This is a genomic window from Streptomyces sp. NPDC021093, from assembly GCF_044333135.1.
Lineage (GTDB): Bacteria > Actinomycetota > Actinomycetes > Streptomycetales > Streptomycetaceae > Streptomyces.
In genome coordinates this window covers 302,340-328,504 of record NZ_JBIRQJ010000012.1, presented here as the reverse complement: position 1 = coordinate 328,504, position 26,165 = coordinate 302,340, and the positions used below count along the sequence as shown (strand labels likewise).

The 26,165-nt window shown below is 71.4% G+C and carries 20 protein-coding genes; 5 read left to right on the top strand and 15 right to left on the bottom strand.

What is annotated here, in order from left to right; genetic code table 11:
* Positions 1 to 296 precede the first annotated feature (296 nt).
* Together ACH4SP_RS34070 and dapA are read right to left on the bottom strand one after the other, a co-directional pair.
* Positions 297 to 1,982, bottom strand: coding sequence for a ribonuclease J (locus tag ACH4SP_RS34070; protein ID WP_398420781.1), 1,686 nt, complete (start codon positions 1,980 to 1,982; stop codon positions 297 to 299).
* A 133-nt stretch (positions 1,983 to 2,115) separates the two neighbouring features.
* Positions 2,116 to 3,015, bottom strand: a complete 900-nt coding sequence (gene dapA, locus ACH4SP_RS34065; RefSeq protein ID WP_398420780.1) for a 4-hydroxy-tetrahydrodipicolinate synthase — start codon at positions 3,013 to 3,015, stop codon at positions 2,116 to 2,118.
* A gap of 496 nt (positions 3,016 to 3,511) precedes the next feature.
* Between dapA and ACH4SP_RS34060 the strand changes: the two genes are divergently transcribed.
* Together ACH4SP_RS34060 and ACH4SP_RS34055 are read left to right on the top strand one after the other, a co-directional pair.
* A complete protein-coding gene (locus ACH4SP_RS34060; protein ID WP_398420778.1) occupies positions 3,512 to 3,751 on the top strand; it encodes a hypothetical protein in 240 nt (79 codons plus the stop codon).
* A 131-nt stretch (positions 3,752 to 3,882) separates the two neighbouring features.
* A complete protein-coding gene (locus ACH4SP_RS34055) occupies positions 3,883 to 4,434 on the top strand; it encodes a hypothetical protein (RefSeq protein ID WP_398420776.1) in 552 nt (183 codons plus the stop codon).
* 62 nt (positions 4,435 to 4,496) lie between these two features.
* On the opposite strand, the gene ACH4SP_RS34050 is transcribed toward ACH4SP_RS34055, so the two are convergent.
* The 6 genes from ACH4SP_RS34050 to eccD (ACH4SP_RS34025) all read right to left on the bottom strand — a co-directional run bounded on the left by ACH4SP_RS34050 (position 4,497) and on the right by eccD (ACH4SP_RS34025) (position 11,868).
* Entirely contained in the window at positions 4,497 to 4,988 is a 492-nt protein-coding gene (locus ACH4SP_RS34050; protein ID WP_398420774.1) for a hypothetical protein, read from the bottom strand.
* Positions 4,989 to 5,005: 17 nt separating this feature from the next.
* Positions 5,006 to 5,758: a 4-hydroxy-tetrahydrodipicolinate reductase gene (gene dapB / locus ACH4SP_RS34045; protein ID WP_398420772.1), complete on the bottom strand. Its 753-nt coding sequence runs from the start codon at positions 5,756 to 5,758 to the stop codon at positions 5,006 to 5,008.
* A gap of 23 nt (positions 5,759 to 5,781) precedes the next feature.
* Positions 5,782 to 7,161, bottom strand: coding sequence for a M16 family metallopeptidase (locus ACH4SP_RS34040; RefSeq protein ID WP_398420770.1), 1,380 nt, complete (start codon positions 7,159 to 7,161; stop codon positions 5,782 to 5,784).
* A 2-nt stretch (positions 7,162 to 7,163) separates the two neighbouring features.
* The gene (locus ACH4SP_RS34035; protein WP_398420768.1) at positions 7,164 to 9,374 is read right to left on the bottom strand and encodes a polyribonucleotide nucleotidyltransferase; all 2,211 of its coding nucleotides are present in this window, start codon (positions 9,372 to 9,374) and stop codon (positions 7,164 to 7,166) included.
* A 391-nt stretch (positions 9,375 to 9,765) separates the two neighbouring features.
* A complete protein-coding gene (gene rpsO / locus ACH4SP_RS34030; RefSeq protein ID WP_362416654.1) occupies positions 9,766 to 10,056 on the bottom strand; it encodes a 30S ribosomal protein S15 in 291 nt (96 codons plus the stop codon).
* Between the two features lie 192 nt (positions 10,057 to 10,248).
* Positions 10,249 to 11,868 carry a type VII secretion integral membrane protein EccD gene (gene eccD, locus ACH4SP_RS34025; protein ID WP_398420766.1) on the bottom strand — a complete coding sequence of 540 codons (1,620 nt, stop codon included), beginning with the start codon at positions 11,866 to 11,868 and terminating at the stop codon, positions 10,249 to 10,251.
* Between the two features lie 530 nt (positions 11,869 to 12,398).
* Here eccD (ACH4SP_RS34025) and eccCa point away from each other — a divergent pair.
* Positions 12,399 to 16,535: a type VII secretion protein EccCa gene (gene eccCa, locus ACH4SP_RS34020; RefSeq protein ID WP_398420765.1), complete on the top strand. Its 4,137-nt coding sequence runs from the start codon at positions 12,399 to 12,401 to the stop codon at positions 16,533 to 16,535.
* Between the two features lie 327 nt (positions 16,536 to 16,862).
* On the opposite strand, the gene ACH4SP_RS34015 is transcribed toward eccCa, so the two are convergent.
* From ACH4SP_RS34015 to eccB, 6 genes are all read right to left on the bottom strand, one after another.
* Positions 16,863 to 17,162, bottom strand: a complete 300-nt coding sequence (locus ACH4SP_RS34015; protein WP_398420763.1) for a WXG100 family type VII secretion target — start codon at positions 17,160 to 17,162, stop codon at positions 16,863 to 16,865.
* Between the two features lie 31 nt (positions 17,163 to 17,193).
* Entirely contained in the window at positions 17,194 to 17,559 is a 366-nt protein-coding gene (locus ACH4SP_RS34010) for a WXG100 family type VII secretion target (RefSeq protein WP_398420761.1), read from the bottom strand.
* 22 nt (positions 17,560 to 17,581) lie between these two features.
* Complete coding sequence (locus ACH4SP_RS34005; protein WP_398420759.1) at positions 17,582 to 18,298, bottom strand: hypothetical protein; 717 nt, start codon at positions 18,296 to 18,298, stop codon at positions 17,582 to 17,584.
* Between the two features lie 798 nt (positions 18,299 to 19,096).
* Positions 19,097 to 19,489, bottom strand: coding sequence for a hypothetical protein (locus ACH4SP_RS34000; RefSeq protein WP_398420758.1), 393 nt, complete (start codon positions 19,487 to 19,489; stop codon positions 19,097 to 19,099).
* Between the two features lie 158 nt (positions 19,490 to 19,647).
* The gene (gene mycP / locus ACH4SP_RS33995; protein ID WP_398420756.1) at positions 19,648 to 20,955 is read right to left on the bottom strand and encodes a type VII secretion-associated serine protease mycosin; all 1,308 of its coding nucleotides are present in this window, start codon (positions 20,953 to 20,955) and stop codon (positions 19,648 to 19,650) included.
* The gene (gene eccB, locus ACH4SP_RS33990) at positions 20,952 to 22,463 is read right to left on the bottom strand and encodes a type VII secretion protein EccB (protein WP_398420754.1); all 1,512 of its coding nucleotides are present in this window, start codon (positions 22,461 to 22,463) and stop codon (positions 20,952 to 20,954) included. Before eccB ends, mycP begins: the two co-directional genes overlap by 4 nt.
* Before the next feature lie 204 nt (positions 22,464 to 22,667).
* Between eccB and eccE the strand changes: the two genes are divergently transcribed.
* Positions 22,668 to 23,756, top strand: coding sequence for a type VII secretion protein EccE (eccE, locus tag ACH4SP_RS33985; RefSeq protein WP_398420805.1), 1,089 nt, complete (start codon positions 22,668 to 22,670; stop codon positions 23,754 to 23,756).
* Entirely contained in the window at positions 23,753 to 24,430 is a 678-nt protein-coding gene (locus ACH4SP_RS33980; protein WP_398420752.1) for a hypothetical protein, read from the top strand. The genes eccE and ACH4SP_RS33980 overlap by 4 nt, the downstream gene beginning before the upstream one ends.
* A 57-nt stretch (positions 24,431 to 24,487) precedes the next feature.
* On the opposite strand, the gene eccD (ACH4SP_RS33975) is transcribed toward ACH4SP_RS33980, so the two are convergent.
* The gene (eccD, locus tag ACH4SP_RS33975; protein ID WP_398420803.1) at positions 24,488 to 26,158 is read right to left on the bottom strand and encodes a type VII secretion integral membrane protein EccD; all 1,671 of its coding nucleotides are present in this window, start codon (positions 26,156 to 26,158) and stop codon (positions 24,488 to 24,490) included.
* Positions 26,159 to 26,165: the final 7 nt, after the last annotated feature.

The window sequence follows — 26,165 nt, the reverse complement described above, 5'->3', positions numbered from 1 at the left end:
TTCCTCCGGACGTTTTCGTTCGGTGTTTCTGTTGTTCTTGCGTTTCCGACTCTATCAGACCGTTTCCGTTCCGACTTCCTCGGTGCTTTCCAGGTCCTTCGCTTTCGCGTTTTCCCTTTCCGGCGATTCCGACTTTATCAGAAGTTCTGAGTCAGAATTCCCACCCCCACTTGGTCGGACAGGCACGCGAACGTGCGCTGCTTCCCGGTGAGGTGGAGTCGTAAACGTACTGGAGCGGGGCGCCCCGACGCAAATCGAGGTGCCCCGCTCCAGGAGATGAGGTAGTGAAACCTCGGTCAGACCTCGACGACGACCGGAAGGATCATCGGGCGACGGCGGTAGGTGTCGGACACCCACTTGCCTACCGAGCGGCGGATGAGCTGCTGGATCTGGTGCGCTTCCATGACCCCGTCGGCCGCCGAGCGTGCGAGGGCTTCCTCAATCTTCGGCGTGACGGCGTTGAACGCGGCATCGTCGATGCCGGAGCCGCGCGCGTGGAAGGTCGGGCCGCCGACGATCTTGCCGGTGGAGCTGTCGACCACGACGAAGACCGAGATGAAGCCCTCGTCGCCGAGGATGCGGCGGTCCTTGAGGTGGGTCTCCGTCACGTCGCCGACCGAGAGGCCGTCGACGTACACGTAACCGGCCTGGACCTTGCCGACGATCTTGGCGCGGCCGTCGATCAGGTCGACGACGACGCCGTCCTCGGCGATGACGATGTGGTCCTTGCGGACGCCCGTGAGGGCGCCCAGCTCGGCGTTGGCGCGCAGGTGGCGCCATTCGCCGTGGACCGGCATCAGGTTCTTCGGCTTGCAGATGTTGTAGAAGTACAGCAGCTCGCCGGCCGAGGCGTGGCCCGAGACGTGGACCTTGGCGTTGCCCTTGTGGACGACGTTGGCGCCCCAGCGGGTCAGGCCGTTGATCACGCGGTAGACCGCGTTCTCGTTGCCCGGGATGAGGGACGAGGCCAGGATGACCGTGTCGCCGGGGACGATGCGGATCTGGTGGTCGCGGTTGGCCATCCGGGAGAGGGCGGCCATCGGCTCGCCCTGCGAGCCGGTGCAGACGAGGACGACTTCCTCGTCGGGGAGGTCGTCGAGGGTCTTGACGTCGACGACCAGACCGCCGGGGACCTTCAGGTAGCCGAGGTCGCGGGCGATGCCCATGTTGCGGACCATCGAGCGGCCGACGAAGGCGACGCGGCGGCCGTACTCGTGGGCGGCGTCCAGGATCTGCTGGATGCGGTGCACGTGGCTGGCGAAGCTCGCGACGATGATGCGCTTCTCGGCGCTCGCGAAGACGTTGCGCAGCACGTTGGAGATGTCGCGCTCGGGCGGGACGAAGCCCGGGACCTCGGCGTTCGTGGAGTCCGAGAGGAGAAGGTCGATGCCTTCTTCGCTGAGGCGCGCGAACGCGTGCAGGTCGGTGAGGCGGCCGTCCAGCGGGAGCTGGTCCATCTTGAAGTCGCCGGTGGCGACGACCATGCCCGCGGGGGTGCGGATGGCGACGGCCAGCGCGTCCGGGATGGAGTGGTTGACCGCGACGAACTCGCACTCGAAGGGGCCGAGACGCTCGCGGTCGCCCTCGACGACCTCAAGGGTGTACGGGCGGATCCGGTGCTCCTGGAGCTTCGCCTCGATCAGGGCGAGGGTCAGCTTGGAGCCGATGAGGGGGATGTCGGGCTTGAGGCGGAGGAGGTAGGGAACTCCGCCGATGTGGTCCTCGTGGCCGTGCGTGAGGACGATGCCCTCGATGTCGTCGAGGCGGTCCTTGATGGACGTGAAGTCCGGCAGGATCAGGTCGATGCCGGGCTGCTCCTCCTCGGGGAAGAGGACGCCGCAGTCGACGATGAGCAGACGGCCGTCGAACTCGAAGACCGTCATGTTGCGGCCGATCTCGCCGAGACCGCCCAGCGGGGTGACGCGCAGGCCGCCCTTGGCGAGCTTCGGCGGGGCGCCCAGTTCGGGATGCGGATGACTCAAAAGACTCTCCTCACCACACACGCCACGGGCCTCGGGGGTCGTGGCGTGCATGTCGTGTCGTGCACATGTTGTGTCTGTACGGGGTGTTGCTCGGTCTTGCCGTGTGGTGCTTGTTCAGTTGTGAAGTCGGTGTTTAGAGCTGTACCCCGCCTGCGGCGAGATCGATCTTGAGCTGGTGGGTTTCGTCGGCGGACAGCTCGACGAGCGGCAGGCGCAGTGGGCCTGCGGGTAGTCCCTGCAGGCCGAGGGCGGCCTTCGTGGTGATGACGCCCTGGGTGCGGAACATGCCGGTGAAGACCGGGAGCAGCTTCTGGTGGAGTTCCGTGGCCTTCTGGACGTCGCCGCTGAGGTGGGCGTCGAGCAGGGAGCGGAGCTCGGGGGTGACCACGTGGCCGACGACGGAGACGAAGCCGCAGGCGCCGACCGACAGGAGCGGCAGGTTGAGCATGTCGTCGCCGGAGTACCAGGCGAGGCCGGAGCGGGCGATGGCCCAGCTGGCGCGGCCCAGGTCGCCCTTGGCGTCCTTGTTGGCGACGATCCGGGGGTGCTCGGCGAGACGGACGATCGTCTCGGTGTTGATCGGGACGCCGCTGCGGCCGGGGATGTCGTACAGCATCACCGGGAGTCCGGTGGCGTCGGCGATCGCCGTGAAGTGCCGGAACAGGCCCTCCTGCGGGGGCTTGTTGTAGTACGGCGTCACCGCGAGGAGGCCGTGGGCGCCGGTCTGCTCGGCGGCGCGGGCCAGCTCAAGGCTGTGGCGGGTGTCGTTGGTGCCGACTCCGGCGACGACATGGGCACGGTCACCGACCGCTTCCAGTACCGCCCGTACCAGGTCGTTTTTCTCCGCGTCGCTGGTGGTCGGGGACTCGCCGGTGGTGCCGTTGACAACGAGACCGTCGTTGCCTGCGTCCACCAGATGGGTGGCGAGCCGCTGTGCGCCGTCGAGATCGAGCGCGCCGTCCGCCGTGAAGGGCGTGACCATGGCGGTGAGGACCCGCCCGAAGGGGGTCTGCGGAGTGGAGATCGGAGCCATGGGTAACACGCTACTCGCTGCTCAGCGCGGGGTGTCCCCTCGGGGGGACCGGTGAGAGGGGGTAAAGGGGACACCGGCACTGCCTGCTCGGGGGTTCAAGCAGTGCCGGGTCCGTTTGATCAGCCTAGATGAACTTCTCGAAACGTCGCAATACGGACACCTCGTGCGGCCCATCCGTACATCTGTGCCCGCAGTCCGTTACGGAGCGACGTGGCCGTTCTTGCTGAAGGCCGCGCGGGTCCGCGGCACGAACCGCGCCCACCGGGTCTCCGTCCGCTCGCCGACCGTCTCGGTCTCGCACTGCGGAGTGCCTGAGAGCGGCGTCCACGCTGCGGACCGGGACGGGTGGAGAAACCCGGACGGACCGTCAGGACATTCTTTGAGTAATTCGGGGAAATCGGGCACCAAGTGGCGGGCTTGAACGTCTGTCTCTGTAGAGGTGCCTGTGCAAGGCATCACAGACGCATTCGTTTGATGACCAAAAGGAGCGACACCCATGTTTCGCCGGCGAGAAGCCGTCCCGTTCTCCTTCGTGGCCGAGGCCGACCGCTTCCGCAGTAATGTCACCCCTCCCCCGCCCGAACGCCCGAGCACGGCACAGGTCCTCCACCGGTCGCTGGTCGGTCTGACCGTGGTCGCCGGGCTGGTCGGTTCACTGCTCTTCGGGCTTCCCGCGCTCGATCCCGGGAACGCTCCGGGCAAGGCCCAGCAGTCCGAGGCCTCCCAGGGGCGCTGACCTCGCACGCCGCACGGACCTCACCGCCCGTCAGGACTCTTCCGGACCCCCTGAGGTGGCCCGGCGGGAGCCCGCTCGGTAGCCTCACCGGGCACAGCCCAATCGAGCGTGCTTGTGAGTGAGGACCAGTCGTGCCCCTGCCTTTCCTGACGGCCGACCGCGCTTTTGAAGCTGGCGCGGACGACATTGCGCTGCCGTACGACGACCACGACCAGTGGCGGCGACCGTACCGGCCCGGCCCCTACCGGGTCGGGGCGGCGGCGTTGCTGCTGTTGCTCGCGTCGTTCATCCTGCTGTCGGCGATGATCATCGCGTTCGCCGCCGAGGTGACGGGTGCGCTGATCGTGTTCTGCGTCGGAGCGGTCGCCATCGCCTGTGCACTGCGGATGCTGCGTCTCGGTGTGTGGGTCAGCCGGGCCGGTCTGCGGCGGGTCGGGTTCTTCAGCACCGTGACGGTGCCGTGGAGCCAGACCTCGAACGTACGGACCGTGCAGCAGCCGGTGCGCTGGCTCGGGCTGCCCCGGACCGTACAGGGACAGGCACTGGTCATGGAGCGTCACAACGGGGCGCAGCTGCCGCCGTTGCTCACCGACCACAGTGCGGACTTCCTGTCGCGGGTCGAGGCGTTCGACCGGGCGGCGGACACGGTTGAGGTGTGGGGCGACGAGTACCGGCAGCCATAGCGCGGTACGCGGACAGCGCGAGTAAGGGGCGACCTCCTGGAGGTCGCCCCTTACTCATGTGCTCATGTGCGGGTCGGTGGGGGGCTGGTCGCGCAGTTCCCCGCGCCCCTAAAAGGCTTGCCGTCGTGGAGGGCGATGGCGTGCTGCATCGCCTTGCGGGCGCGCGGGGTGTCCCTGGCGTCCTGGTAGGCGATGGCGAGGCGGAACCAGGAGCGCCAGTCGTCCGGGGCGTCCTCGGTCTCCTCGCGGCGCCTGGCGAACACCTCGTCGGCGGAGTCGCGGTCGATGCGGCCGGCCGGGGTGCGCCTCAACTCGTCGACGGGGAGGGCCCCTTCGGCTTCGAGCTGGGCGGCGAGCTTGTTGGCCCTGCGGACGAACTCGGTGTTCTTCCAGAGGAACCAGACGCCGATGAGCGGGATGATCAGCGCGGCGATGCCGAAGCCGATGCCGAGGGGGGTGCCCAGCTTGATCATGGCGACGGCGCGGCCGCCGACCAGGACGAAGAAGACGACCAGGACGGCTGCCGTGATGAAGTACGTGATCTTTGCGCGCATGGCTGTGGGTGCCGCCGTCAGTTCAGGTCGAGGAAGTGTTCCAGGCCGAAGGTGAGGCCGGGGGTGGTGACCACGCGGCGGACGCCGAGCAGGATGCCCGGCATGAAGCTGCTGTGGTGGAGGGAGTCGTGCCGGACGGTGAGGGTCTCGCCCTCGCCGCCGAGGAGGACTTCCTGATGGGCCAGGAGGCCGCGCAGGCGGACGGAGTGGACGGGGATGCCGTCGACGTCCGCACCACGGGCTCCGTCCAGGGCGGTGGCCGTGGCGTCCGGCATCGGGGCGCTGCCCGCCTCGGCGCGGGCGGCGGCGATGAGCTGGGCGGTGCGGGCGGCCGTGCCGGAGGGGGCGTCGGCCTTGTTGGGGTGGTGCAGCTCAATGACCTCGACCGACTCGAAGTACGGCGCGGCGATCTGCGCGAACTTCATGGTCAGGACGGCCCCGATGGAGAAGTTCGGGGCGATCAGGACGCCGGTCGAGGGGGATGCGTCGAGCCAGGAGTTCAGCTGCGCGAGGCGCTCGTCGGTCCAGCCGGTGGTGCCGACGACGGCGTGCATTCCGTTGCGTACACAGAATTCGAGGTTGGCCATCACCGAGTCGGGGGTGGTCAGTTCGACGACGACCTGGGCGCCGGAGTCCTTGAGGGTGTCCAGCGTGTCGTCGCGGCCGAGGGCGGCGACGAGTTCCAGGTCTTCGGCGGCTTCGACGGCTCGTACGGCTTCGGAGCCGATGCGGCCCTTGGCACCGAGGACCGCCACGCGCAGCTTGCTCATGATTCAGGGGTTCCTTAAGGGAGTTACGAGACCGCTTCGTCGAGACGGGCGGCCTGCTTGTCCTTGAGCGGGCCGATCACCGAGAGGGACGGCCGCTGTCCCAGGATGTCGCGGGCGACTTCCCGTACCTCGTCCGGGGTGACCTCGGAGATGCGGGTGAGCATGTCGGTGACCGACAGGTGCTCGCCCCAGGCCAGCTCGCTCTTGCCGATGCGGTTCATCAGCGCGCCGGTGTCTTCGAGTCCGAGGACCGTGGAGCCGGAGAGCTGGCCGACCGCGCGGCGGATCTCGTCGTCGGTGAGGCCGTCGGCCGCCACCTTGTCGAGTTCGTCGCGGCAGATCTTCAGTACGTCGTGCACCTGGCTCGGGCGACAGCCCGCGTACACGCCGAACAGGCCGCAGTCGGCGAAGCCCGAGGTGTACGAGTACACGCTGTAGGCCAGGCCGCGCTTCTCGCGGACCTCCTGGAAGAGCCGTGACGACATGCCGCCGCCGAGGGCGGTGCTGAGGACGCCGAGCGCCCAGCGGCGTTCGTCGTTGCGGGCCAGGCCCGGCATACCGAGGACGACGTGCGCCTGCTCGGTCTTGCGGTTCAGCAGTTCGACGCGGCCGGACGTGCGGAGCGTACGGGATCCCGCGCGCGGGGCGACCGGGGTCGCGTCCGGGCTGCCGAGGGCGCCGGCCTTCTCGAAGGCGCGGCGGACCTGTCGTACGACCGTGGCGTGGTCGATGTTGCCCGCGGCCGCGACCACCAGGTGGGTGGGGTCGTAGTGCTTCTTGTAGAAGCGGCGGATGCGGTCGGCCTGGAGCGCGTCGATGGTGTCGACGGTGCCAAGCACCGGGCGGCCGAGGGGGGTGTCGCCGAGCATGGTGTGCGCGAACAGGTCGTGCACGCAGTCGCTCGGGTCGTCCTCGGTCATCGCGATCTCTTCGAGGATGACGCCGCGCTCGGCGTCCACGTCCTCCTGGCGGATCAGCGAGCCGGTCAGCATGTCGCAGACCGTGTCGATCGCGAGGGGGAGGTCGGTGTCGAGGACCCGCGCGTAGTAGCAGGTGTACTCCTTCGCCGTGAAGGCGTTCATCTCGCCGCCGACCGCGTCGATGGCGGAGGAGATGTCGAGGGCGCTGCGCTTGGCGGTGCCCTTGAAGAGGAGGTGTTCGAGGTAGTGCGTCGCGCCGTTGAGGGAGGGGGTCTCGTCGCGGGAGCCGACGTTCACCCAGATCCCGAAGGTGGCGGAGCGTACGGAGGGGAGGGTCTCGGTGACGATGCGCAGGCCGCCGGGGAGGGTGGTCCTGCGGACCGTACCGATGCCGTTCTCGCCCTTGAGAAGCGTTTGGGTACGGGCGACGGCCCGCCCCTCCGAGGAGGTGCGGGCCGTCGTCACGGAACTACGGGACGTCACTTTTAGGCGTCGTCCTTCTTCTCTTCGCCTTCTTCACCCTCGATGACGGGGATGAGGGAGAGCTTGCCGCGGGAGTCGATCTCGGCGATCTCGACCTGCACCTTGGTGCCGACCGCGAGCACGTCCTCGACGTTCTCCACGCGCTTGCCGCCGGCGAGCTTGCGGATCTGCGAGATGTGCAGCAGACCGTCCTTGCCCGGCATGAGCGACACGAACGCACCGAAGGTGGTGGTCTTGACGACCGTACCCAGGTAGCGCTCGCCGACCTCCGGCATGGTCGGGTTGGCGATGCCGTTGATCGTGGCGCGGGCGGCCTCGGCGGCCGGTCCGTCGGCGGCACCGATGTAGATGGTGCCGTCGTCCTCGATCGTGATGTCGGCGCCGGTGTCCTCCTGGATCTGGTTGATCATCTTGCCCTTGGGGCCGATGACCTCACCGATCTTGTCCACCGGGATCTTGACGGTGATGATGCGCGGCGCGTTCGGGGACATCTCGTCCGGAACGTCGATCGCCTCGTTCATCACGTCGAGGATGTGCAGACGCGCGTCACGGGCCTGCTTCAGCGCGGCGGCCAGGACCGAGGCGGGGATGCCGTCGAGCTTGGTGTCGAGCTGGAGCGCGGTGACGAAGGTCTTCGTACCGGCGACCTTGAAGTCCATGTCGCCGAACGCGTCCTCGGCGCCGAGGATGTCGGTCAGCGCGACGTAGTGCGTCTTGCCGTCGATCTCCTCGGAGATGAGGCCCATGGCGATACCGGCGACGGGGGCCTTGAGCGGCACACCGGCGTTCAGCAGCGACATGGTGGAGGCGCAGACCGAGCCCATCGAGGTGGAGCCGTTGGAGCCCAGCGCCTCGGAGACCTGGCGGATCGCGTAGGGGAACTCCTCGCGCGTCGGCAGGACCGGCACGATCGCGCGCTCGGCGAGCGCGCCGTGGCCGATCTCGCGGCGCTTCGGGGAGCCGACGCGGCCCGTCTCGCCGACGGAGTACGGCGGGAAGTTGTAGTTGTGCATGTAGCGCTTGCGGGTCACCGGGGAGAGGGTGTCCAGCATCTGCTCCATGCGCAGCATGTTGAGGGTGGTGACGCCCAGGATCTGGGTCTCGCCACGCTCGAACAGGGCGGAGCCGTGCACGCGCGGGATGGCCTCGACCTCGGCGGCCAGCGTACGGATGTCCGTGACGCCGCGGCCGTCGATGCGGACCTTGTCCTTGATGACGCGCTCGCGGACGAGCTTCTTCGTCAGCGCGCGGTAGGCACCGGAGATCTCCTTCTCGCGGCCCTCGAAGGCCGGGAGGAGCTTCTCGGCGGCGATCTCCTTGATGCGGTCCAGCTCGAGCTCGCGCTCCTGCTTGCCCGCGATGGTGAGCGCCTGGGACAGCTCCGACTTGACGGCCTTGGTGAGGGCCTCCAGGACGTCGTCCTGGTAGTCGAGGAAGACCGGGAACTCGCCGGTGGGCTTGGCGGCCTTGGCGGCGAGGTCCGACTGGGCCTTGCAGAGACCCTTGATGAAGGGCTTCGCGGCTTCCAGACCGGCGGCGACGACCTCTTCGGTCGGGGCCTCGGCGCCGTCCTTGACCAGCTGGATGGTCTTCTCGGTGGCCTCGGCCTCGACCATCATGATCGCGACGTCGCCGTCCTCCAGGACGCGACCGGCGACGACCATGTCGAAGACGGCGTCCTCAAGCTCGGTGTGCGTCGGGAACGCGACCCACTGGCCCTTGATCAGGGCGACGCGGGTGGCGCCGATCGGGCCGGAGAAGGGCAGGCCCGCCAGGATCGTGGAGCAGGACGCGGCGTTGATCGCGACCACGTCGTACAGGTGGTCGGGGTTGAGCGCCATGATCGTCTCGACGATCTGGATCTCGTTGCGCAGGCCCTTCTTGAAGGAGGGGCGCAGCGGCCGGTCGATCAGGCGGCAGGTGAGGATCGCGTCCTCGGAGGGCCGGCCCTCACGGCGGAAGAAGCTGCCGGGGATCTTGCCGGCGGCGTACATGCGCTCTTCGACGTCCACCGTGAGGGGGAAGAAGTCGAGCTGGTCCTTGGGGCGCTTCGACGCGGTCGTGGCCGACATCACCATGGTGTCGTCGTCCAGGTACGCGACGGCGGAGCCGGCGGCCTGCTTGGCCAGGCGGCCCGTCTCGAAGCGGATGGTGCGGGTGCCGAAAGTACCGTTGTCAATGACGGCCTCGGCGTAGTGGGTCTCGTTCTCCACTAGCGTTTTCTCCTCGTCTTCGTCCCCTGACCCGTGTGGTCGGCGGACGGTGGCGGAGAAGCACGCGCTCCGTCTTGGGTAGCGGGCCGGTCTTCGATCGAAGCACCCGGGGTCGTGTTTCTCCGGGGGCCACTACCGAGGACCGGCGCTCTGGACGCGTCGCGCTTCTCGCTCTTCGTTGTTTCTGCGTTACTGCGATACCGCTGTGCTGCGATACCGCTGTGCTGCGGTTACTGCGTTGTTTCTGCGCGCGAAGGCCGCTTGAGCTGCTTCGCGCAGGTGCTTCGCGTACCAGACTAAGTGGGGTCCGGTACGTCGCGCACGTACAAGCTCCGTACGTACGGCAAAGGGAGCGGCTCCCAGTGGCGGGAACCGCTCCCTTCGTGGCGTCCTACTTGGCGCCGCCGGCCGCACCGCGGCGGATGCCGAGGCGGTCGACCAGCGCACGGAAGCGCTGGATGTCCTTCTTGGCGAGGTACTGAAGCAGGCGACGACGCTGGCCGACCAGGATCAGCAGACCCCGGCGGGAGTGGTGGTCGTGCTTGTGCGTCTTCAGGTGCTCGGTCAGGTCCGAGATGCGGCGGGAAAGCATGGCGACCTGGACCTCGGGGGAGCCGGTGTCGCCCTCCTTCTGGCCGAACTCGGTCATGATCTGCTTCTTGACAGCGGCGTCGAGCGCCATGCGTGCTCCTCGTGTGTAAGTGATTGCCACCGAGTGCCCCTGGTCTCGTTCTCAGGGGGATCTTCCGTTACTCGGGAGGCGTAGGTCCGCTGGGCGCAGCCCTTGGAGCTCCGGGGAGACTCCGATGGGCGCGTACACAAACGGCCGTAGGTCAGAGTACCAGGCGGTTTGCGCGGTGCGGGCCGGTGGCGGTTACGGGCCCAGGGACCGGAGCCGGTGGTAGGCGTCGAAGACGGCCAGGCACAGCGGGACCGGGGTGAGCAGGACGCAGGCCTCGGCGAGCTCCAGGAAGCGGCCCCAGAAGGGGGTGACCCCCTTGCTCGGCACGATCAGGGCGATCGCGGCGAGGACGGCCGCCGTGGCGGCGGTGACCGCGGTGATTCCGATCGTACGCAGGTCCAGTGCGGCCGCGGATAGGTGCGGCGGGTGGAGCGAGAGGCCGAGGCCGAGCAGGAGGAGTACGGCGAGGCCTGCGGCGAGGACGCAGGCGGCCTGGGCCGTGTGGCGGAAGAGGTGGGCGCGCATCAGGAGGGCGACGCCGAGGGCGAACGCGAGGGCCTGGGCGCGTACGCCGCCGGAGAAGGAGAGGACCGCGGCGGCGGCGACGGCGAGGAGGGCGCAGCCGCCGAGCAGGCCGGTCAGGAGTTCGTGGCCGCGGCGGGTGCGGGTGGCGATGCGGTGGGCGTCGGTGTCGGTGGCGGTGGCGGCTTCAGGGGCCGGGTGGGAGGTGCTGGGGCCGTTGCTGGGGCCGGGAGCTTCGGGGGCTGTGCCTGCGCCTGTGTCGTACGTACCGACCGCGGTGGGCGGTGGGGCGAAGCCGACCGGGAGGCGGGCGAAGCGGGCGGCGAGGCCGGGCAGGAAGGCCAGGGCGGCGACCAGGAGCGGGGCGCAGAGGGCGGCGGCTTCGGCGGGTTCGAGGTCGGCGAGGGTCGCGGTGAAGACGAGGAGGAGGCCGGTGGCGGAGGCGAGGGCGGTCGCGAGGAAGGGGGCGTCGGTCGGGGGGTGGGTGGATGTGGGGGTGGATGTGGGGGCGAGGGCTGGGGGTGAGGTGGGGGTGGGGGGTGCTGCCAGGACCAGGAGTACGGAGGCGAGGAGGACGGCCGCACAGGCGAGGAGGAGGTGGACGCGGCCGGGGCCTTCTCCGGGGGCGGTCGGCAGGAGGGCCGTGCCGGCGACGGCTGCGTGCGCGAGGGCTGCCGTGCCGAGGGCGACGGCCGAGCCCTGGTCGTCGTACACCCGGGTACGTACGGCGGCGAGAGCGAGGAGGAGTACGGCGGCGGTTCCCGCGAGCACGCCGGGAAGTCCGTGGGTGTGGTGGCCGGGGGCCGCGTTCCAGAGGGAGAACGCGAGGAGGGTGAGCAGGGCGGAGGTCGCGAACAGGCCTGCGGTGCGGGTGAGTTGGTCGTTCCAGAGGGTCCGGTCGCGGGCGACGGCCGAGGCGACCGCGTCGGACACGTCGTCGAAGACGGGTGGCGCGAGGGACTCCGCGAAGGGGCGCAGGGCCAGGATCTCGCCGTCGAGTACGCGCTGGGCGGCGAGGGTGCGGGTGCTGTCGAGGACGGTGCCGTCGCGGCGTACGAGGTGGTAGCCGACGGGGGCGTGCGGTGCGGGGCGCTGGGCGGCGAGCCGGAGGATCTCGGGGTGGAGGTCGGCGAGGGGGAGGTCGTCGGGGAGGGCTACGTCGATGCGGCTGTCGGGGGCGGTGATGGTGAGGCGGCAGAAGCCGGTGGAGGTCGGGGCAGGGGTGGGGGTGGGGGTGGATAGGGGTGCCCGGGGGGCGGGGAGGGTTGTGGTGGGGGGTGGGGTGGTCAACTCCGGTTCTCCTTCGGGGGGGGGCGCGGGCACCGGGCGATGGGTGGTGCGGGTTGCTTGTGGCGTGGGTCGGTGGGGATGTGCGGAGTGGTGGGTGGCTGGTGTTGCCTGCGGCGCCGGCCCCTCCCCGCCCCTTCACCGCTGCGACATTTGCGGCTCCGCCGCGTGGCGCTGGCCGCGGGGCTGGGAAGCATCACGGCTTGCGCCGGTGGGGGCTGGGGTTCCGGGCTGCGCCCGGTGCACGGACTGCGTCCGCGCGTCCTCGAACTCCCCCAAGGTCTTAAGGACCAGGGGGTACCCCCTCGACGGGCTGAGTTTGTCCGGACGAGCTGGGCGCGTCGCACTACCCGTTGCCCAACGGCGGAACAGCCGGGGAGGATGCGCGGTCCAGCGCCTCTGGTGTGCGAATTCTGTTCGCTTGTGCATCGACAGGGGGAAGGTGCTGGCGCCAGTAGGATCCCCGGCGGGTGTGCCCGCGAGTGATCGATTGCGGGAATAACACGCCTGTTCGGTAGGGGAATTGGGGATCCGTGAGCCAGATCGTCGTGAAGCGTCCGCCTCGGGTTCTGCCGCCCGGTGTGCCCGGGGAGCAAGTGCATTTGCAACCGCCTCCGGAGCTGCCGCGCGGGCAGCAGGAGGGGGTGCTGATGCAGCTCCTGCCGATGCTGGGGATGGGGGGTTCGGTCGTCTTCCTGTTCCTGGGGGAGCACGCGATCATGAAGGTGATGGGCGGGCTGATGGTCGTGTCGACCGTGGCCATGGCTGTGGCGATGCTGGTTCGGCATCGGCGCGGCGCTCAGGGGCAGCTCGTCGAGCTGCGGCGGGACTATCTGTTGCATCTGGCGCAGGTGCGGCGGGCCGTACGGAAGACCGCGTGCGCGCAGCGGGACGTGCAGTTCTACCTGCATCCGTCGCCCGAGCAGCTGTGGGCGCTCGTCGCCGAGGGCAGCCGGGTGTGGGAGCGGCGGCCGGGTGACGCGGACTTCGCGCAGGTGCGGGTGGGGCTGGGGAGTCAGGCGCTGGCCACTCCCCTGGTGGCGCCCGAGACCGCGCCCGTGGATGAGCTGGAGCCGCTGACGGCGGGGGCTCTGCGGCGGTTCCTCGATGTGCATGGAACCGTGGACGGGCTGCCGATGGCTCTGTCGCTGCGGGCCTTTTACCACTTGACGGTGAGTGGGGAGGAGGCCGGAGCGAGGGGGTTGGCGCGTGCGGTGGTGGGGGCGTTGGCCGCCTTGCACTCCCCCGGTGACCTGGTGGTGGCCGTTGCCGCCGGTGAGCGGTGTGCGGCGGAGTGGGAGTGGGTGAAGTGGCTGCCGCATGCGCAGGAGGTGCGTGGGGAGCCGGATGGGGCCGGGAGTCGGCGGTTGGTCGCCAGTGGGGTGGCCGAACTGGAGGGGTTGCTCGGGGGGTTGTTGGAGGGGCGGCCCCGGTTCCGGGCGGAGGGGCCCGCGGTGACGGACCGGCCGCATGTGGTGGTGGTGCTTGACGGGGCGACGGTTCCGGTGGGGTCCGTGCTGGCCGGGGCCGACGGGCTGCAGGGGGTGACCGTGGTCGAGGTCGTGCCCGGTGAGCTGGGTGCGGGCGATGCGCGGGGCGGGTTGTCGGTTGTCGTGCGGGGCGGGGTGCTGCGGCTGGAGTCGGGGCACGGGGTCGCGTACGAGGGGGTGGCGGACGGGCTGAGCAGGGTGGCGGCCGAGGCGCTGGGCCGGCAGTTGGCGCCGTTGCGGGTGGCTTCGGGTGGGGATTCGGGTGAACCGCTGCTGGAGGGGCTGGAGTTCACGGATCTGTTGGAGTTGGGGGATGCCGGTGAGGTGGAGGTGGCACGGGTCTGGCGGCCTCGGGCGCGGGCGGACCGGTTGCGGGTGCCGGTCGGGGTGGGTGAGGACGGCACGCCCGTACTGCTGGACCTGAAAGAGGCGGCGCAGGAGGGGATGGGGCCGCACGGGCTGTGCGTGGGGGCGACCGGGTCGGGGAAGTCGGAGCTGCTGCGGACACTGGTGCTGGGGCTGGCGGTCACCCACTCGTCGGAGACCCTGAATTTCGTACTGGCGGACTTCAAGGGCGGGGCGACGTTCGCGGGGATGGCGCAGTTGCCGCACGTGGCGGCCGTGATCACCAATCTGGCCGATGACTTGACGCTCGTCGACCGGATGGGTGACTCGATCCGGGGCGAGCTGAACCGGCGGCAGGAGCTGCTGCGGGATGCGGGCAACTACGCGAACGTGCACGACTACGAGCGGGCGCGGGCGGCGGGGGCGAGGAGCGGTGGGCCGGCCGGGGCGAGGAGCGGTGGGTCGGCGCTGGCGAGGAGCGGTGGGTCGGCGCTGGCGCCGATCCCTTCACTCGTTCTGGTGATTGACGAGTTCAGCGAGCTGCTGACGGCGATGCCGGACTTCATCGAGATGTTCGTGCAGATCGGGCGGATCGGCCGGTCGCTGGGGGTGCATCTGCTGCTGGCTTCACAGCGGTTGGAGGAGGGGCGGCTGCGGGGTCTTGAGACGTATCTGTCGTACCGGGTGGGGCTGCGGACGTTCTCGGCGGCGGAGTCGCGGGCGGCGCTGGGGGTGCCGGACGCGTACCTGCTGCCGAATGTGCCGGGGTCGGGGTACTTGAAGTACGGCACGGACGACATGGTGCGGTTCAAGGCGGCGTACGTGTCGGGGGCGTACCGGAGTGCGGCGGACGTGCGCGAGGCCGCCGACTCGGGCGAGCGGCCGGTGGAGCGGCGGCCGGTGCTGTTCACGGCGGCGCGGGTGCCGGTGCGGTACGTGGAGGAGGAAGAGGGGAGGGAGGTAGGGGCTGGGGCGGGCTCCGGGCCGGTGGTGCCCGGGGCGCGGACGGCCGTCGAGGACGAGGCGCTGGCCGATTCCGTACTGGATGTGGTCGTGCGGCGGCTGGAGGGACGCGGTCCGGCGGCACACCGGGTGTGGCTGCCGCCGTTGGAGAGCCCGCCGGGGCTGGGCGAGTTGACGGGTGGGGGTGCTGAGGGAGTGGGTGCTGAGGGAGTGGGTGGGCTCGACGGTGGGTTGCTCCGCGTGCCGCTGGGGGTGGTCGACAAGCCGTACGAGCAGCGGCGGGACACCCTGTGGCGGGACTTCTCCGGGGCGGCCGGGCACATGCAGATCGTCGGCGGGCCGCAGTCCGGGAAGTCCACGCTGCTGCGGACGCTCGTCGCGGCGTTCGCGCTGACGCACTCGCCGCGTGATGTGCAGTTCTACGGGCTGGACTTCGGCGGTGGCGGACTTCGCGCGGTGGCCGGGCTGCCGCATGTGGGCGGGGTCGCGTCCCGGCTGGACCCCGAGCGGGTGCGTCGTACGGTCGCGGAGGTCCACGGCGTGCTGACGGCGCGCGAGGAGTACTTCCGGGCGGCGGGCGTGGATTCCGTCGCGACGTACCGGGCCGAGCGGGCGCGGGGCGAGGGACCGGCTGCGGGGCAGCCGTGGGGCGATGTGTTCCTGGTCATCGACGGCTGGGGCAACTTCCGTACGGAGTACGAGGCGTTGGAGCCGGTCGTGGTCGACATCGCGGCGCGCGGGCTCGGCTACGGCATCCATGTCGTACTGACCGCTTCGCGCTCGATGGAGGTACGGGCCCAGCTCAAGGACCTCCTGATGAACCGGCTGGAGCTGCGCCTCGGCGACGTCATGGACTCGGAGCTGGACCGGCGGGTCGCCGCGCAGGTGCCGGCCGGGGTCCCGGGCCGGGGCCTGACCCCCGAGAAGCTGCACTTCATGGCGGCGGTGCCGAGGGGGCGCGCGGGGGACGGCGCGGGGTCGGGGGACGGGGCGGGGTCGGGGGACGGGGCGGGGTCGGGGGACGATCTCGCGGAGGCGACGGCGGCGCTGGTGCGGGAGGTGTCGGAGCGGTGGGCAGGAGTGGCCGCCGCCCCTCAAGTGCGTTTGCTGCCAACGGAGTTGTCGGTACGGGAGCTGCCGGCGGGCGGTGCGCGACCGGCGGAGGGGATCGCCTTCGGCATCGACGAGGACCGGCTGGAGCCGGTGTTCGTCGACTTCGAGCGGGATCCGTTCTTCCTGGTGTTCGGGGAGGGCGAGTCAGGCAAGACGAATCTGCTGCGGTTGCTGATCGGGCAGCTGAGCGAGCGGTACGAGGGCGAGGACTGCAAGTTCTTCGTCATCGACAACCGGCGCGGACTGCTGGACGCGACGCCGCCGTCGCACCTCGCCGAGTACGTGCCCATGTCGCATTCCATGGACCACCACGTGGAGGCACTGGTGGAACTGATGCGGCGGCGGGCACCGTCGGCGGACGTCACGGCGCGGGAGCTGCGGGAGCGGAGCTGGTGGCAGGGGCCGACCGTGTTCGTGGTGGTCGACGACTACGACCTGGTGTCGACGTCCAGCGGCAACCCGCTGGCCCCGCTGGCGGAACTGCTGCCGTTCGCACGGGACGTGGGGGTCCGCTTCGTGGTGGCGCGGAACACGGCGGGGGCGAGCAGGGCGGCATACGAGCCGTTCGTGCAGCGGATGGTGGAGCTGGGGGCGCAGGGGGTGGTGCTGTCCGGGGACCCGAACGAGGGGGATGTGTTCGGGGGCGTACGGCCGCGGGCGCTGCCGCCGGGGCGGGGAGTGGTGGTGTCGCGGAGGCGGGGGGCTTCGTTGGTGCAGACGGGGTGGGTGGGGGACGGGGAGCCGGGCCCAGCGCTGTGACGCGGAGGGGCAAGGGGGAGGAGTTGGCCCCACCGCTGTGACCCGGGGAGGGAGCCGGGCCCCACCGCTGTGACCGGAGGGAAGCGGGTCTGACCGCCGTGACCCGGGGGGAGCCGGGCCCCACCTCCGTGACCCGGGAGGGAAGCCGGGCCCCACCTCCGTGACTGGAGGGACCGGGCCCCACCTCGGTGGCCCCGGGGGGGGAGGAGCCGGGCCCCACCGCCGTGACCCGGGAGGGGAGCCGGGCCCGACCGCCGTGACCCGGGGGGGGGAGAGCCGGGCCCCACCTCCGTGGCCGGGGGAGCCGGGCCCACGACTTGCCCGGGGCTACAGAAAGCCCTGCGCCGCCCGCCTGTCCCCCGCTTGGTAGGCCGGGGCCGCTTCCTTGACCGCGCGGGCGATCTGGAGGAGCGAGGTGTGGATCGACTTCGCTTCGCGGTCCCAGTCCGCCTGGGCGGCGTTGTAGGCCTCGCGGGCTTCGCCGGACCAGAGCGGGGAGACCGAGCCGATCTTCGCCTTGATCGCTTCCAGGCTCTCGTCGAGCCTGTCCGCCTGGGACCTGATCGTGCGTGCCGCCTCGTCCAGGGCTGCGTAAGTGACCAGCATGCTTCCGTCGTTGGGGGACATGGGGCTCCCTTTCCTGTTCTGAGTGGGGGTGTCAGTAGCTGCTGAGGGCCGAGGTGGGGGTGGTGGCGGGGGACGGGGCCGAGCCCGCGTGGCCCGGGGTGACGTCGATGCCCCGCATGGCGGCGCGTACCTCGTCCTCCGTGTTGCCGGAGATCCTGCGCGCCGCCTCGATCGCCTCCTGGAACTTCAGGAGGAGCCTGCCGATGCGGACCATGTTCTGGTTGATCTGGGCCTGCTTCGAGTTGAAGGCGCCCGCTCCGATGCCCTGCCACTGGCCTTCCAGGCCGTCGATCGTGGCGTGCAGGCGCTGGAGCTGGCCCTTGACGCTGTCGAAGTTCTTGGTGAGTTCCGTCTGGAGTTTGGCGAGGGCTACGTCATTGACCTTCTGGACTGCCATGGGTGGGGCTCCTCGGTGGGCCTCAGTGGGGCGGGCGGTTGACGACGGGAGGTACGGAGGGCTGCTGGCCTGCTGTCCAGGTCGCCTCGTCCTCCGTCGGGTGACGGAGCCTGGACCCGGAACGGGCGGACGGCGGGGTGCTGTTGGTCCGTTTCGGGCCCTGGGAGGTGCGGGGGGCAGATGCGGGTGCGAGCGCGGGTGCCGTGGCCGGTGTCCCGGGGCGCAGGAGTCCCGCACCGCCCTGGGTGAAGGGGCCGCCCGTGGCGCTTCTCGGAGCCGGGACCCCTCGGACGGGGGAGCCGCCGACCACTCCCGGCAGGCCGGCGGCGAAGGGCGGGCGGGGGGCTGTGCTGCCGACGGCAGGCCCACCGGTGGCGGCCCGGCCGGTGGTTCCGGCGGGAGTGTGGAGCACGGTGCCGACGGGGGTGGCGAGCGGGGTTCCACCGGAGATCCCGGCGAGCGGGCCGGGGAAGGCGGCCGCCGGGGGCAGGGGCAGGGGCTGGGGCTGGGACTGGGGAGATGGGGTGGGCTGCGGTGCAGTGGGAGCGGGGATGCCGGAGGGACCGGTGGTGGGAGGGGTAACGCTGTTGAGTTCCATGGCGGTTGTCGTCGGGAGCTCTGCCGATGCGGCGGCCGGGGGCAGTGCGTGTCCCGTATGCGGGCCGGGTGGGGTGCCTGCGGTGTCGAGCGCGGAGTGCGTGTCGTACGGGGCGTACGCGGCCGGAGCGGAGGTGGTCATGACCGCGTCCGCCCGCCGCCCGGCGCCGTCGTATCCCGTTCCGCCGTATCCCGTTCCGCCGTGGCTGCCCGGTGGTGCAGCGGACGTGCTGCCACCTGTCGCGGGGGGGGGCCGGGGGGCCCCCCGGGGCCCCCCGCCCCCCCCCCCCCCCCGCCGCCGCCCCCCCCCCCCCCCCCCCGCCCCGCCCCGGCGGCCCGGGGGGGCGTAAGCCGGTCCCCGGTTCGCCGTTGCGCGGGGGGTTGGGTGGTTTTTCGGGGTTGTGGTGCGGCGGGCGCGGGGGGGCCCGGGGGGCCCCCGGGGGCCCCGCCGCTCCCCCACCGTCCGTCGGCCTCGGCACCGCCGCGTCCAGCCTCTCCTCGAATCGGGGCGGCTCCTGCGCGGCCAGGTTCGCGCCCGACACCGCGTAGTACGAAGCCAGCCGGTTCAGCTGGTTGATCGCCTCCTGGCGGTGCGGTTCCGACGCGGGGAGGCCGGTGCCGGCCGTCGCGGCCCTGGGCGGCATCGCGCCGCGTACCGCCGTCAGGCCCGTCGCCGCCTCCGTGAGGTGTGCGCCGACGATGCTCGCGTACGTACCCAGGTCGTCCGTGTGGTCCGCGAGGCGTCCGCCGAACCTGCGGAACTCCGTGCCGGACTCCCCCTTCCACTCCACTGACCCGAGGTGGCCGCGCAGCTCCCTGGCCGCCTCCTGGAACGCCTTCCGCACCCCGCCCAGGGCCTCCGCCGCACCCGCCAGGGCCTTCGGGTCGCCTGCCTCCACCAGGTCGATCATCGTGTTCAGCCCGTACGACTCGAAGTGCGTCATGCGCCGGTCCCCGGGTCCTGCCGTTCCGTACCGGAGCGGATCCGCCAGAAGCGGCGGCGCAGTTCCTCCTCCAGGTTGTCGAAGCCGATCTCCGCGCCGTGCACGCCGATGCTCAGGCAGTCGATCTGTTCGGTGAGGGAACGGGAGAGCTTCACCAGGCCGGTGTGGACACGGCGGTACTGCGCGTGGAGTTCGTCGGCCTCGGGGAAGGCCGTGCCGGGGGCGCCGAAGTGGGCCCGCGTGAGCGTGTGGGCGGCCACCTTTCGCGGGCCGGCCGCGCTGTCCTCGAAGGCGGCCAGTATCGCGTGCACACGGGAGCGGAAACGCTTCAGGGCGCCCACTCCGCGTTCGAGGTCACTGCTGCCGGTCGCGCTGCCTCCGTCGAGCACGGCGCTCCTCTCTTCCTGCCCTGTGGGGGCCGTTCCGCGTGGCTGCTGATCAGTTGAGCGTGCCATCGGACCGGACGCCGAGATCCGGCCAAGTCGCTGGTCAGAGGCTGGTGTTGCCCGGGATCACCGCTTCGGCGGGTTGGCATTGCGACACTCGTTCAGCGGGTGATGTCGGCTCGGGGGCTCCCCCGGCGTCCGCGGCGCCTCGCGTCGCGCAGGGCGACCGCGGCCCCCGTCATCACCGCGACCGCCGTGCCGGTGCCGACGAAGGTGTACGTGGCCAGGCGCACGGCCCGTTCCTGCGGGGTCTCGCCCTGCCGGAACGGAGGGAGCAGTGCCGCTTGTGCCTCAGGAGGGCCGCCGTCCGGTACCGGCCGGGTGCCGGGGGCGGGCTCGTCCTCCTTGAGGGCCCGGACCGGGTCGACCACTCCCCAGCCGACCAGGCGGTCGTGACCGGGGACGGAGCGTTCCGCGGTCTGCTGGATCTGGGTGACGATCTGCGGCCCGCTCCACTCGGGGTGCTTTTCCTTGAGGAGGGCCGCGACCGCGGCGACGTACGGCGCGGAGAAGCTCGTACCGCTGTCCGTGCAGTGGCCACCGCCCGGGACCGTGGAGACGATGTCCGTGCCGGGAGCGGCGATGCCGACGAAGTCCCCGGACTGGGAGAAGTACGCACGCTCGTTGTTGCGGTCGGAGGAGGCGACGGCGAGCACGCCGGGGTGGGAGGCCGGGTAGGTCGATTTCACCGCGCCGCCCAGGCCGTCGTTGCCGGCCGATGCGATGACCACGCGGCCGTGGCCGAGGGCCGCTGTGATCGCCGCGTGCAGCTTGGGGGACGGCCTCCTCTGGTCCACCGGGTCCACGGTGTCCTGGGAGATGTTGATGACGGCGGCTCCCTCGCCGACCGCATAGTCGATCGCTTCCGCCAGCATGTCCGCGTCGCCTTTGCCCTCGGCGTCGTTCTGTACGAGGGGGAGGATCGTGGCGCCGGGAGCGAGGCCCACGAAGCCGGTCCCCGGGTGCGGGCGGGCGGCAATGATGCCCGCGACCTTGGTGCCGTGGCCGACGGGGTCCGTGGTGCCGTTCATCGCGCCGGGCCGGGTGCTGTTCACCGCACCGCCTTTCCTCCTGCCCTCCTCCGCGAGGAAGTTGCGGCCTTCCGAGGTGTTCACCGCCCCGCTGAGCTGCGGGTTCTCGATGTCCACGCCGGTGTCGACGACGGCCACGGTGACCCCCTCGCCGGTGGCCTGCTCCCACAGCTCGTTCAGCAGGACGCGTTGCAGGGGCCACGGGCGGCCCTCGTACGGCTTGCTGGGGAAGGTGCACGGTCCGGTGTCGCCGGTCGGATCGCTCTCGGCCCGCGCGGCGGGCGCGCAGAGAGTGACCAGCGCGACGGTCGCCGCGCAGCGGACGAGGCCCCGGTACGCACGGAATCGGCGTGCGCCCGCCGTACGAGAGCCCTTCATGAGCCCTGCGGCTGCTGCGCCGCCCCCGTGGACAGTCTCGGCCCCGCCGGCACCAGCTCCGACCACGCGGCCGGAATCAGTGCGGGGCGGACCCTTCCGTATCCGAGGAGTTGCGCGGCGGTCATCGGGGCGGCGGCCGCCGCGCCCTTGTCCGGTCGCACCGTGCCCTTCGCCGTGTCCCCGTTGCGCTGCATCGCGTGGCGCAGGCCGGTGTCGGTGAGCAGGTAGTCCGTGCCGGTCCCGGGCTGCGTGCCCTTGAACTGCCGGAAGTACTGGCCGGATCCGGGAGTGACGTACACGGTGGTGGTCCCGGTCGGCAGTGGCAGGGGGAAGCCGGTGCCCGCCCAAGTCCCCAGCGTGGCCGCCCCGTTGGCGGAGTTCACCGCGCGCAGCACGCTGCATACGGTGTTGCGGCTGCCGAGGGCGGGGTTCGGCGAGTTGACGGCCCAGGACGTGGCCTGCGGCCATTTCCCCCGGCCCGGTGGCAGGAAGGGCGCGCCCGGCGCGAAGCCGCCGTCCGACCGGATCGCGCTGCCCTGCGGGTGGAGGGCGGCCAGCTTGGGGTTGTTGACCAGGAGTTTCGCCATGAGGTCCGAGACGGGGGCGACCCGGTCGGGCAGTACCAGGTAGTGCTGCCGCCGCCCTCCGGCGGTGCCGGTCACCACGACCGTTCCGACCTTGTTGTAGTGGGGTTGCACGCGGGGAGCACGGGTGAGCGTGCCGGGCACCCCCTCGGGAGTGGGGAACTTGATCGTGCCGCCCTTGGGCAGCGTGGAGAGCCACCGCTCCGACACCTGCTGCGGTACGCGCCCGGGGCCAACGACCTGAGCGAGGAGGCCGGAGTCGACGGTGAGCCGGTACGCGGTGCCTGCCTCGTCCACGACGTACTGGACACGATTGCGGTCCACGACGTACAGGACCTGGCCGCCGTGCAGCCGACGCCGGTCGCCGAGGGCCGACCGCTCCTTCCCCGCGAGGACGAAGAGTGCCCTCTGGACGGTTCGGCTGCCGCCGTGACCCGGCCGTTCACACACGGCCCAGGTCTTGGGCGCGGCCGCCGACGCCGGCTCGGGCAGGCGGTCCGGGGCGTACGGGATGCCGAGTGCGGGGCCCCGTACCAGCTTGCTCTCGTCGAGGATCCGGTCGTCGACCTTGACGATGCGGTCCGCACCGTTGTTGACGAGGAGCCGGGCGGAGGACATGTTCAGGACCGGGTGGAGCCTTCGGACCCCGTCGAGGTCCAGCACCACGAAGCGGGCGGTGGACCTGCTGGCGATGATGACGTGCGCGCGGGTCTCGTCCCAACCCCTCGGCGCCACCGGCTGAAACAACCCCCACGCCCCGAACCCCGCCAGTCCGACCACGCCGACGAGCACGCCCGGCAGTACCGCGCGCAGGGGGCGTGGAGCGTGTTCGTCCGAGCCGGTCGGGGTGGGGCGCAGGAACTGTGCGATCAGCCTCCGTTTCGCGAAGGTGTACGCGTTGAGTTCGTCTCGTCGTGATGCCATCGGGCCGCCGCCACTCTCCCCTGTCGTAGCCGTCGGACCCCGTTCCGTCCGTGAAATCCGTCACTCACAGCTCGGATAGGGTGAACGCTCCGTCAACTCCCGTACGGAAGCGGGAGTTACGGCCGCGGCGGGCGACGGGAGGCGGGGACGGTGGTTGGGAAGAGGGCGCGTGGGGCCAACAGGCCTTTTGGGGTACGGGAGTTGGTGCTCTGCGAGATGGCGCTCGCGGTGGCGGTGGCGGGGGTCGTGGGTGGCTCTCCGTGGTGGGCGCCGGCTTTCGCGCTCGCCTTCGCGGGGCTGGCCCCGGCCGTGCTGCGACGGCGGGGGCGGGGAGCCTGCGAGTGGCTCGCGGCGGCTGTCTCATTTCGCGTACGGGTACGGGCGGGGGCCCGGCGGCCGGATTCCGGTGACGACGTCTTCGGGGTGCGCGGGCTGCGTTCGTACGCGTACGAGGACCGGGGGCGGCGGGTCGTCGGCATGGTGGGCGACGGGACGTTCCTGACGGCGGTCGTACGGGTCGAGGCGAGCGGTCCTGGGCTGCGTCCGGCTGGCGGGGCGCGGGAGTTGCCGCTGTCGCTGCTGGCGGACGCGCTGGAGGTGGACGGGGTCGTGCTGGCTTCGGCGCAGGTGGTGCAGCAGGTACGGCAGGTGCAGCAGGTGCGGAGGACGACTCCGTCCGGTGGAGGGTCGCCCGCGCTGCGGCTGACCTGGGTGGCGTTGCGGCTGGATCCGGAGCGGTGCGCGGAGGCCGTGGCGGCGCGCGGTGGTGGTCTCGGCGGGGCGCAGCGGTGTCTGGTGCGGGCCGCAGACCAGGTGGCGAGCCGGATCGCGGGCGCGGGGCTGCGCGCGGAGGTACTGGATCGGGAGGGGCTCGACTCGGCTGTGGCTGCCGCGATTGCTTCGGATTCCGCTGGGGGTGCTGATGGGGCTGGTGCCGAGTCCTCTCGGATGTGGCGCGGAGGCGGGCTGCTGCACACCACCTATCTGGTCGCAGGAGCAGGGGCAGGAGCAGGGGCAGGCAGTGGTGGCGCACCGGAAGGCGCCGTCCGGCTGGTCTCGGCGCTGCCCGGCCGTACGGCCACCGTCGGGCTGACCGTACGGCGGAGTGCGTCGCGGCGGGCGGTTGAGGTGTCCGCACACGTCCGGGTGAGCTGCCGGGACGAGGGTGAACTCGTCGCCGTGCGGCGCGAGTGGGAGCAGGCGGCCAGGGAGGCGCGGGTGGGGCTCGTACGGCTGGACCGGGAACAGCTGCCGGGCGTGCTCGCGACGCTGCCGCTGGGAGGTGCGCGGTGAGGAGCTTGTTCGGGGCTCGGCGTACGGGTACGAGGGAGGGGCTCGGCGGTTCGTACGCCCTGCCGGTCGGGGACGACGGGGTGTCCGTCGGGGACGACGCCGAAGGGCGGGCGCTGTTGCTCGGAGTGCACCGGGCCGCCCCGTACGACGTACTGCTGATCGGCGGTCTGTGGACCGCTCAGGTCCTGGCGCTCCGCGCTGGGGCGGCCGGGGTCCGGGTGGCCGTCGAGACGGCGCGGGCGCAGGTGTGGGAGGGGAGGGGAGCGACGGTCGGTGCGGGTGGGGCCGAGCTGTTCGATGTGGGGCGGGTGCCGGTGCTGGGGGCCGCCGAGGGCAGGCCCGTTCTGGTCGTACGGGACTGTGGGATGCGGCCGCCGCGCGGGCGGGTGGTGCGCGCGGCGTGGCAGTCGGTGCTGACGCTGCTGCCGTATCTGAGTCCGGTGGCGCCCCGGTTGATCCGGGGGTCGGCGCTCGTCGGCGTACAGCGGGTGTCGCCCGACGAGGCGCGGCGGATCGGCGGGCTGCTGGGGCTGGCCCCGGAAGAGACCGACGCGCTGCCCGGCCTCGGGGACGGGGTCACCCTGTGGTGCGCGGGGCGGGAGAGGCACCTGGTGACGACCACGACGTCCGGCGACGAGGCCGCGCTGCTCGGACCTCCGCGCAGGATGGACTGAGGGGCGGGGTGTGCGAGTCCCCGCCCCTCGGTCTCCGTCTCCGTCTCCGTCTCCGTCTCAGGAAGTCAGCGCGCGGATCGAGTGGTAGACGTCGAAGACCGCGAGGCACAGGGGCAGCAGGGTGAGCAGCACGCAGGTTTCGGCGATCTCCAGGAAGCGGCCCCAGAACGGGGTGACTCCCTTGCCCGAGACGATCAGGCCCGTCGCCGTGATCAGCGCGGCCGTCGCGGCGATCGCCGCCGTGAGCCAGATCGTACGGATGTCAAGGCCCGTGGTGTCGCCCGCGAGGGCTTCGAGGATCAGGGTGTGCGGCGGGTTCAGGCACAGGCCGAGGCCGAGGAGGACCAGGGCGGCGAGGCCGGCGGCCAGCGCGCAGCCGACCTGGGCCGTGTAGCGGAAGAGGTGGGCGCGCATCAGCATGGCGAGGCCGGTGGCGAAGGCGAGTGCCTGTGCCCAGGTCTCGCCGGAGAAGCCGAGTACGGCGGCGGCGCCCGCAGTGGCGAGCGAGAAGCCGCCCACCAGGCCGACCAGGAGTTCGTGGCCGCGGCGGGCCTGGGCGGCGATGCGGTCGGCGTCGACGGGGCCCTGCGGGGCGGGTTCGGCGCCGGTGCTGTAGTCGCCGACGGTGGTGCGGGGCGGTTCGAAGCCGATGGGCAGGCGGGCGAACCGGGTGGAGAGGCTGGGCAGGAAGGCGAGCGCGCCGACCGCGAACGGCGGCAGCATCGCGGCCGTCTCGACCGGCTTGAGGTCGGTCAGGATCGCGGTAAAGGTCGCGAGGAGGCCGAGCGCGGAGGCGACGGCGAACGCGACGAAGGGGCCGTCGCCGTACGGGGAGACGATCACCAGGACGACGGCGGCGATCAGCACCGTGGCGCAGGCCAGCAGGAACTGGAGCCGGCCGATGCCCTCACCGGCACCGAGCGGCAGCAGTCCGGCTCCGCCGACGGCCGCGTGCACGAGTGCGCCGGTGCCCAGGGCGACCGCCGATGCGCGGTCGTCGTACACCCGGGCGCGTACGCAGGCCAGGGCCAGCAGGAGGGTGCCGGTGACGGCGGCCAGGATGCCGGGCAGGCCGTGCATGTCGTGGCGGGGGTCGGCGTTCCAGAGGACGAAGGCCAGCAGGACGAGGAGCACGGCGCCGCCGAAGAGGCCCGCGCCGCGCGTGAGGCGGTCGTTCCACAGGGTGCGGTCGCGGGCGACGGCGGTGGCGACGGCGTCGGACACGTCGTCGAAGACGGCCGGCGGGAGGGACTCCGAGAAGGGGCGCATCGAGAGGAGCTCGCCGTCGAGGATGCGCTGTGCGGCCAGGGTGCGGGCGCCGTCCAGGACGGTGCCGTCCCGGCGGACCAGGTGGTAGCCGACGGGGGCGCTCGCGGCGGGGCTCTGGCCGGACAGCCGGAGTATCTCGGGGTGAAGGTCGGCGACGGGGAGGTCGTCGGGGAGTGCCACGTCGATGCGGCCGTCGGGGGCGACGACCGTGACCCGGCAGAAGCCGGTGCCGCTCGTGGCGGTGGTGGTGATCGCGGGGGCCGACCGGCCGTTCGCTCCACCCGGGTGGCCGCCTGTGGCCGTCGGCGCTGAGACCGTCGTACTCAACTTCTGCTCCCGTCGCAGGTTCTCACGATGTGGTCGGGACCGGTCCCTTGCGCGCACGCCGGTGGCACGCCCGGGGCAGGCCGGCCGGCTGTGCACCGGCTCCGCGGCAGCCATACGGCAGCCGCACGGCATCCGCACA

What these genes read in the sequence shown, in the direction of transcription:
- ACH4SP_RS34015 (WP_398420763.1), bottom strand. Translation starts at nt 17,162, where the DNA reads ATGTCCCCCAACGACGGAAGCATGCTGGTCACTTACGCAGCCCTGGAC.
- ACH4SP_RS34005 (WP_398420759.1), bottom strand. Translation starts at nt 18,298, where the DNA reads ATGACCACCTCCGCTCCGGCCGCGTACGCCCCGTACGACACGCACTCC.
- ACH4SP_RS34050 (WP_398420774.1), bottom strand. Translation starts at nt 4,988, where the DNA reads ATGCGCGCAAAGATCACGTACTTCATCACGGCAGCCGTCCTGGTCGTC.
- ACH4SP_RS34010 (WP_398420761.1), bottom strand. Translation starts at nt 17,559, where the DNA reads ATGGCAGTCCAGAAGGTCAATGACGTAGCCCTCGCCAAACTCCAGACG.
- dapA (WP_398420780.1), bottom strand. Translation starts at nt 3,015, where the DNA reads ATGGCTCCGATCTCCACTCCGCAGACCCCCTTCGGGCGGGTCCTCACC.
- ACH4SP_RS34060 (WP_398420778.1), top strand. Translation starts at nt 3,512, where the DNA reads ATGTTTCGCCGGCGAGAAGCCGTCCCGTTCTCCTTCGTGGCCGAGGCC.
- dapB (WP_398420772.1), bottom strand. Translation starts at nt 5,758, where the DNA reads ATGAGCAAGCTGCGCGTGGCGGTCCTCGGTGCCAAGGGCCGCATCGGC.
- eccD (WP_398420803.1), bottom strand. Translation starts at nt 26,158, where the DNA reads ATGCCGTGCGGCTGCCGTATGGCTGCCGCGGAGCCGGTGCACAGCCGG.
- mycP (WP_398420756.1), bottom strand. Translation starts at nt 20,955, where the DNA reads ATGAAGGGCTCTCGTACGGCGGGCGCACGCCGATTCCGTGCGTACCGG.
- rpsO (WP_362416654.1), bottom strand. Translation starts at nt 10,056, where the DNA reads ATGGCGCTCGACGCCGCTGTCAAGAAGCAGATCATGACCGAGTTCGGC.
- eccB (WP_398420754.1), bottom strand. Translation starts at nt 22,463, where the DNA reads ATGGCATCACGACGAGACGAACTCAACGCGTACACCTTCGCGAAACGG.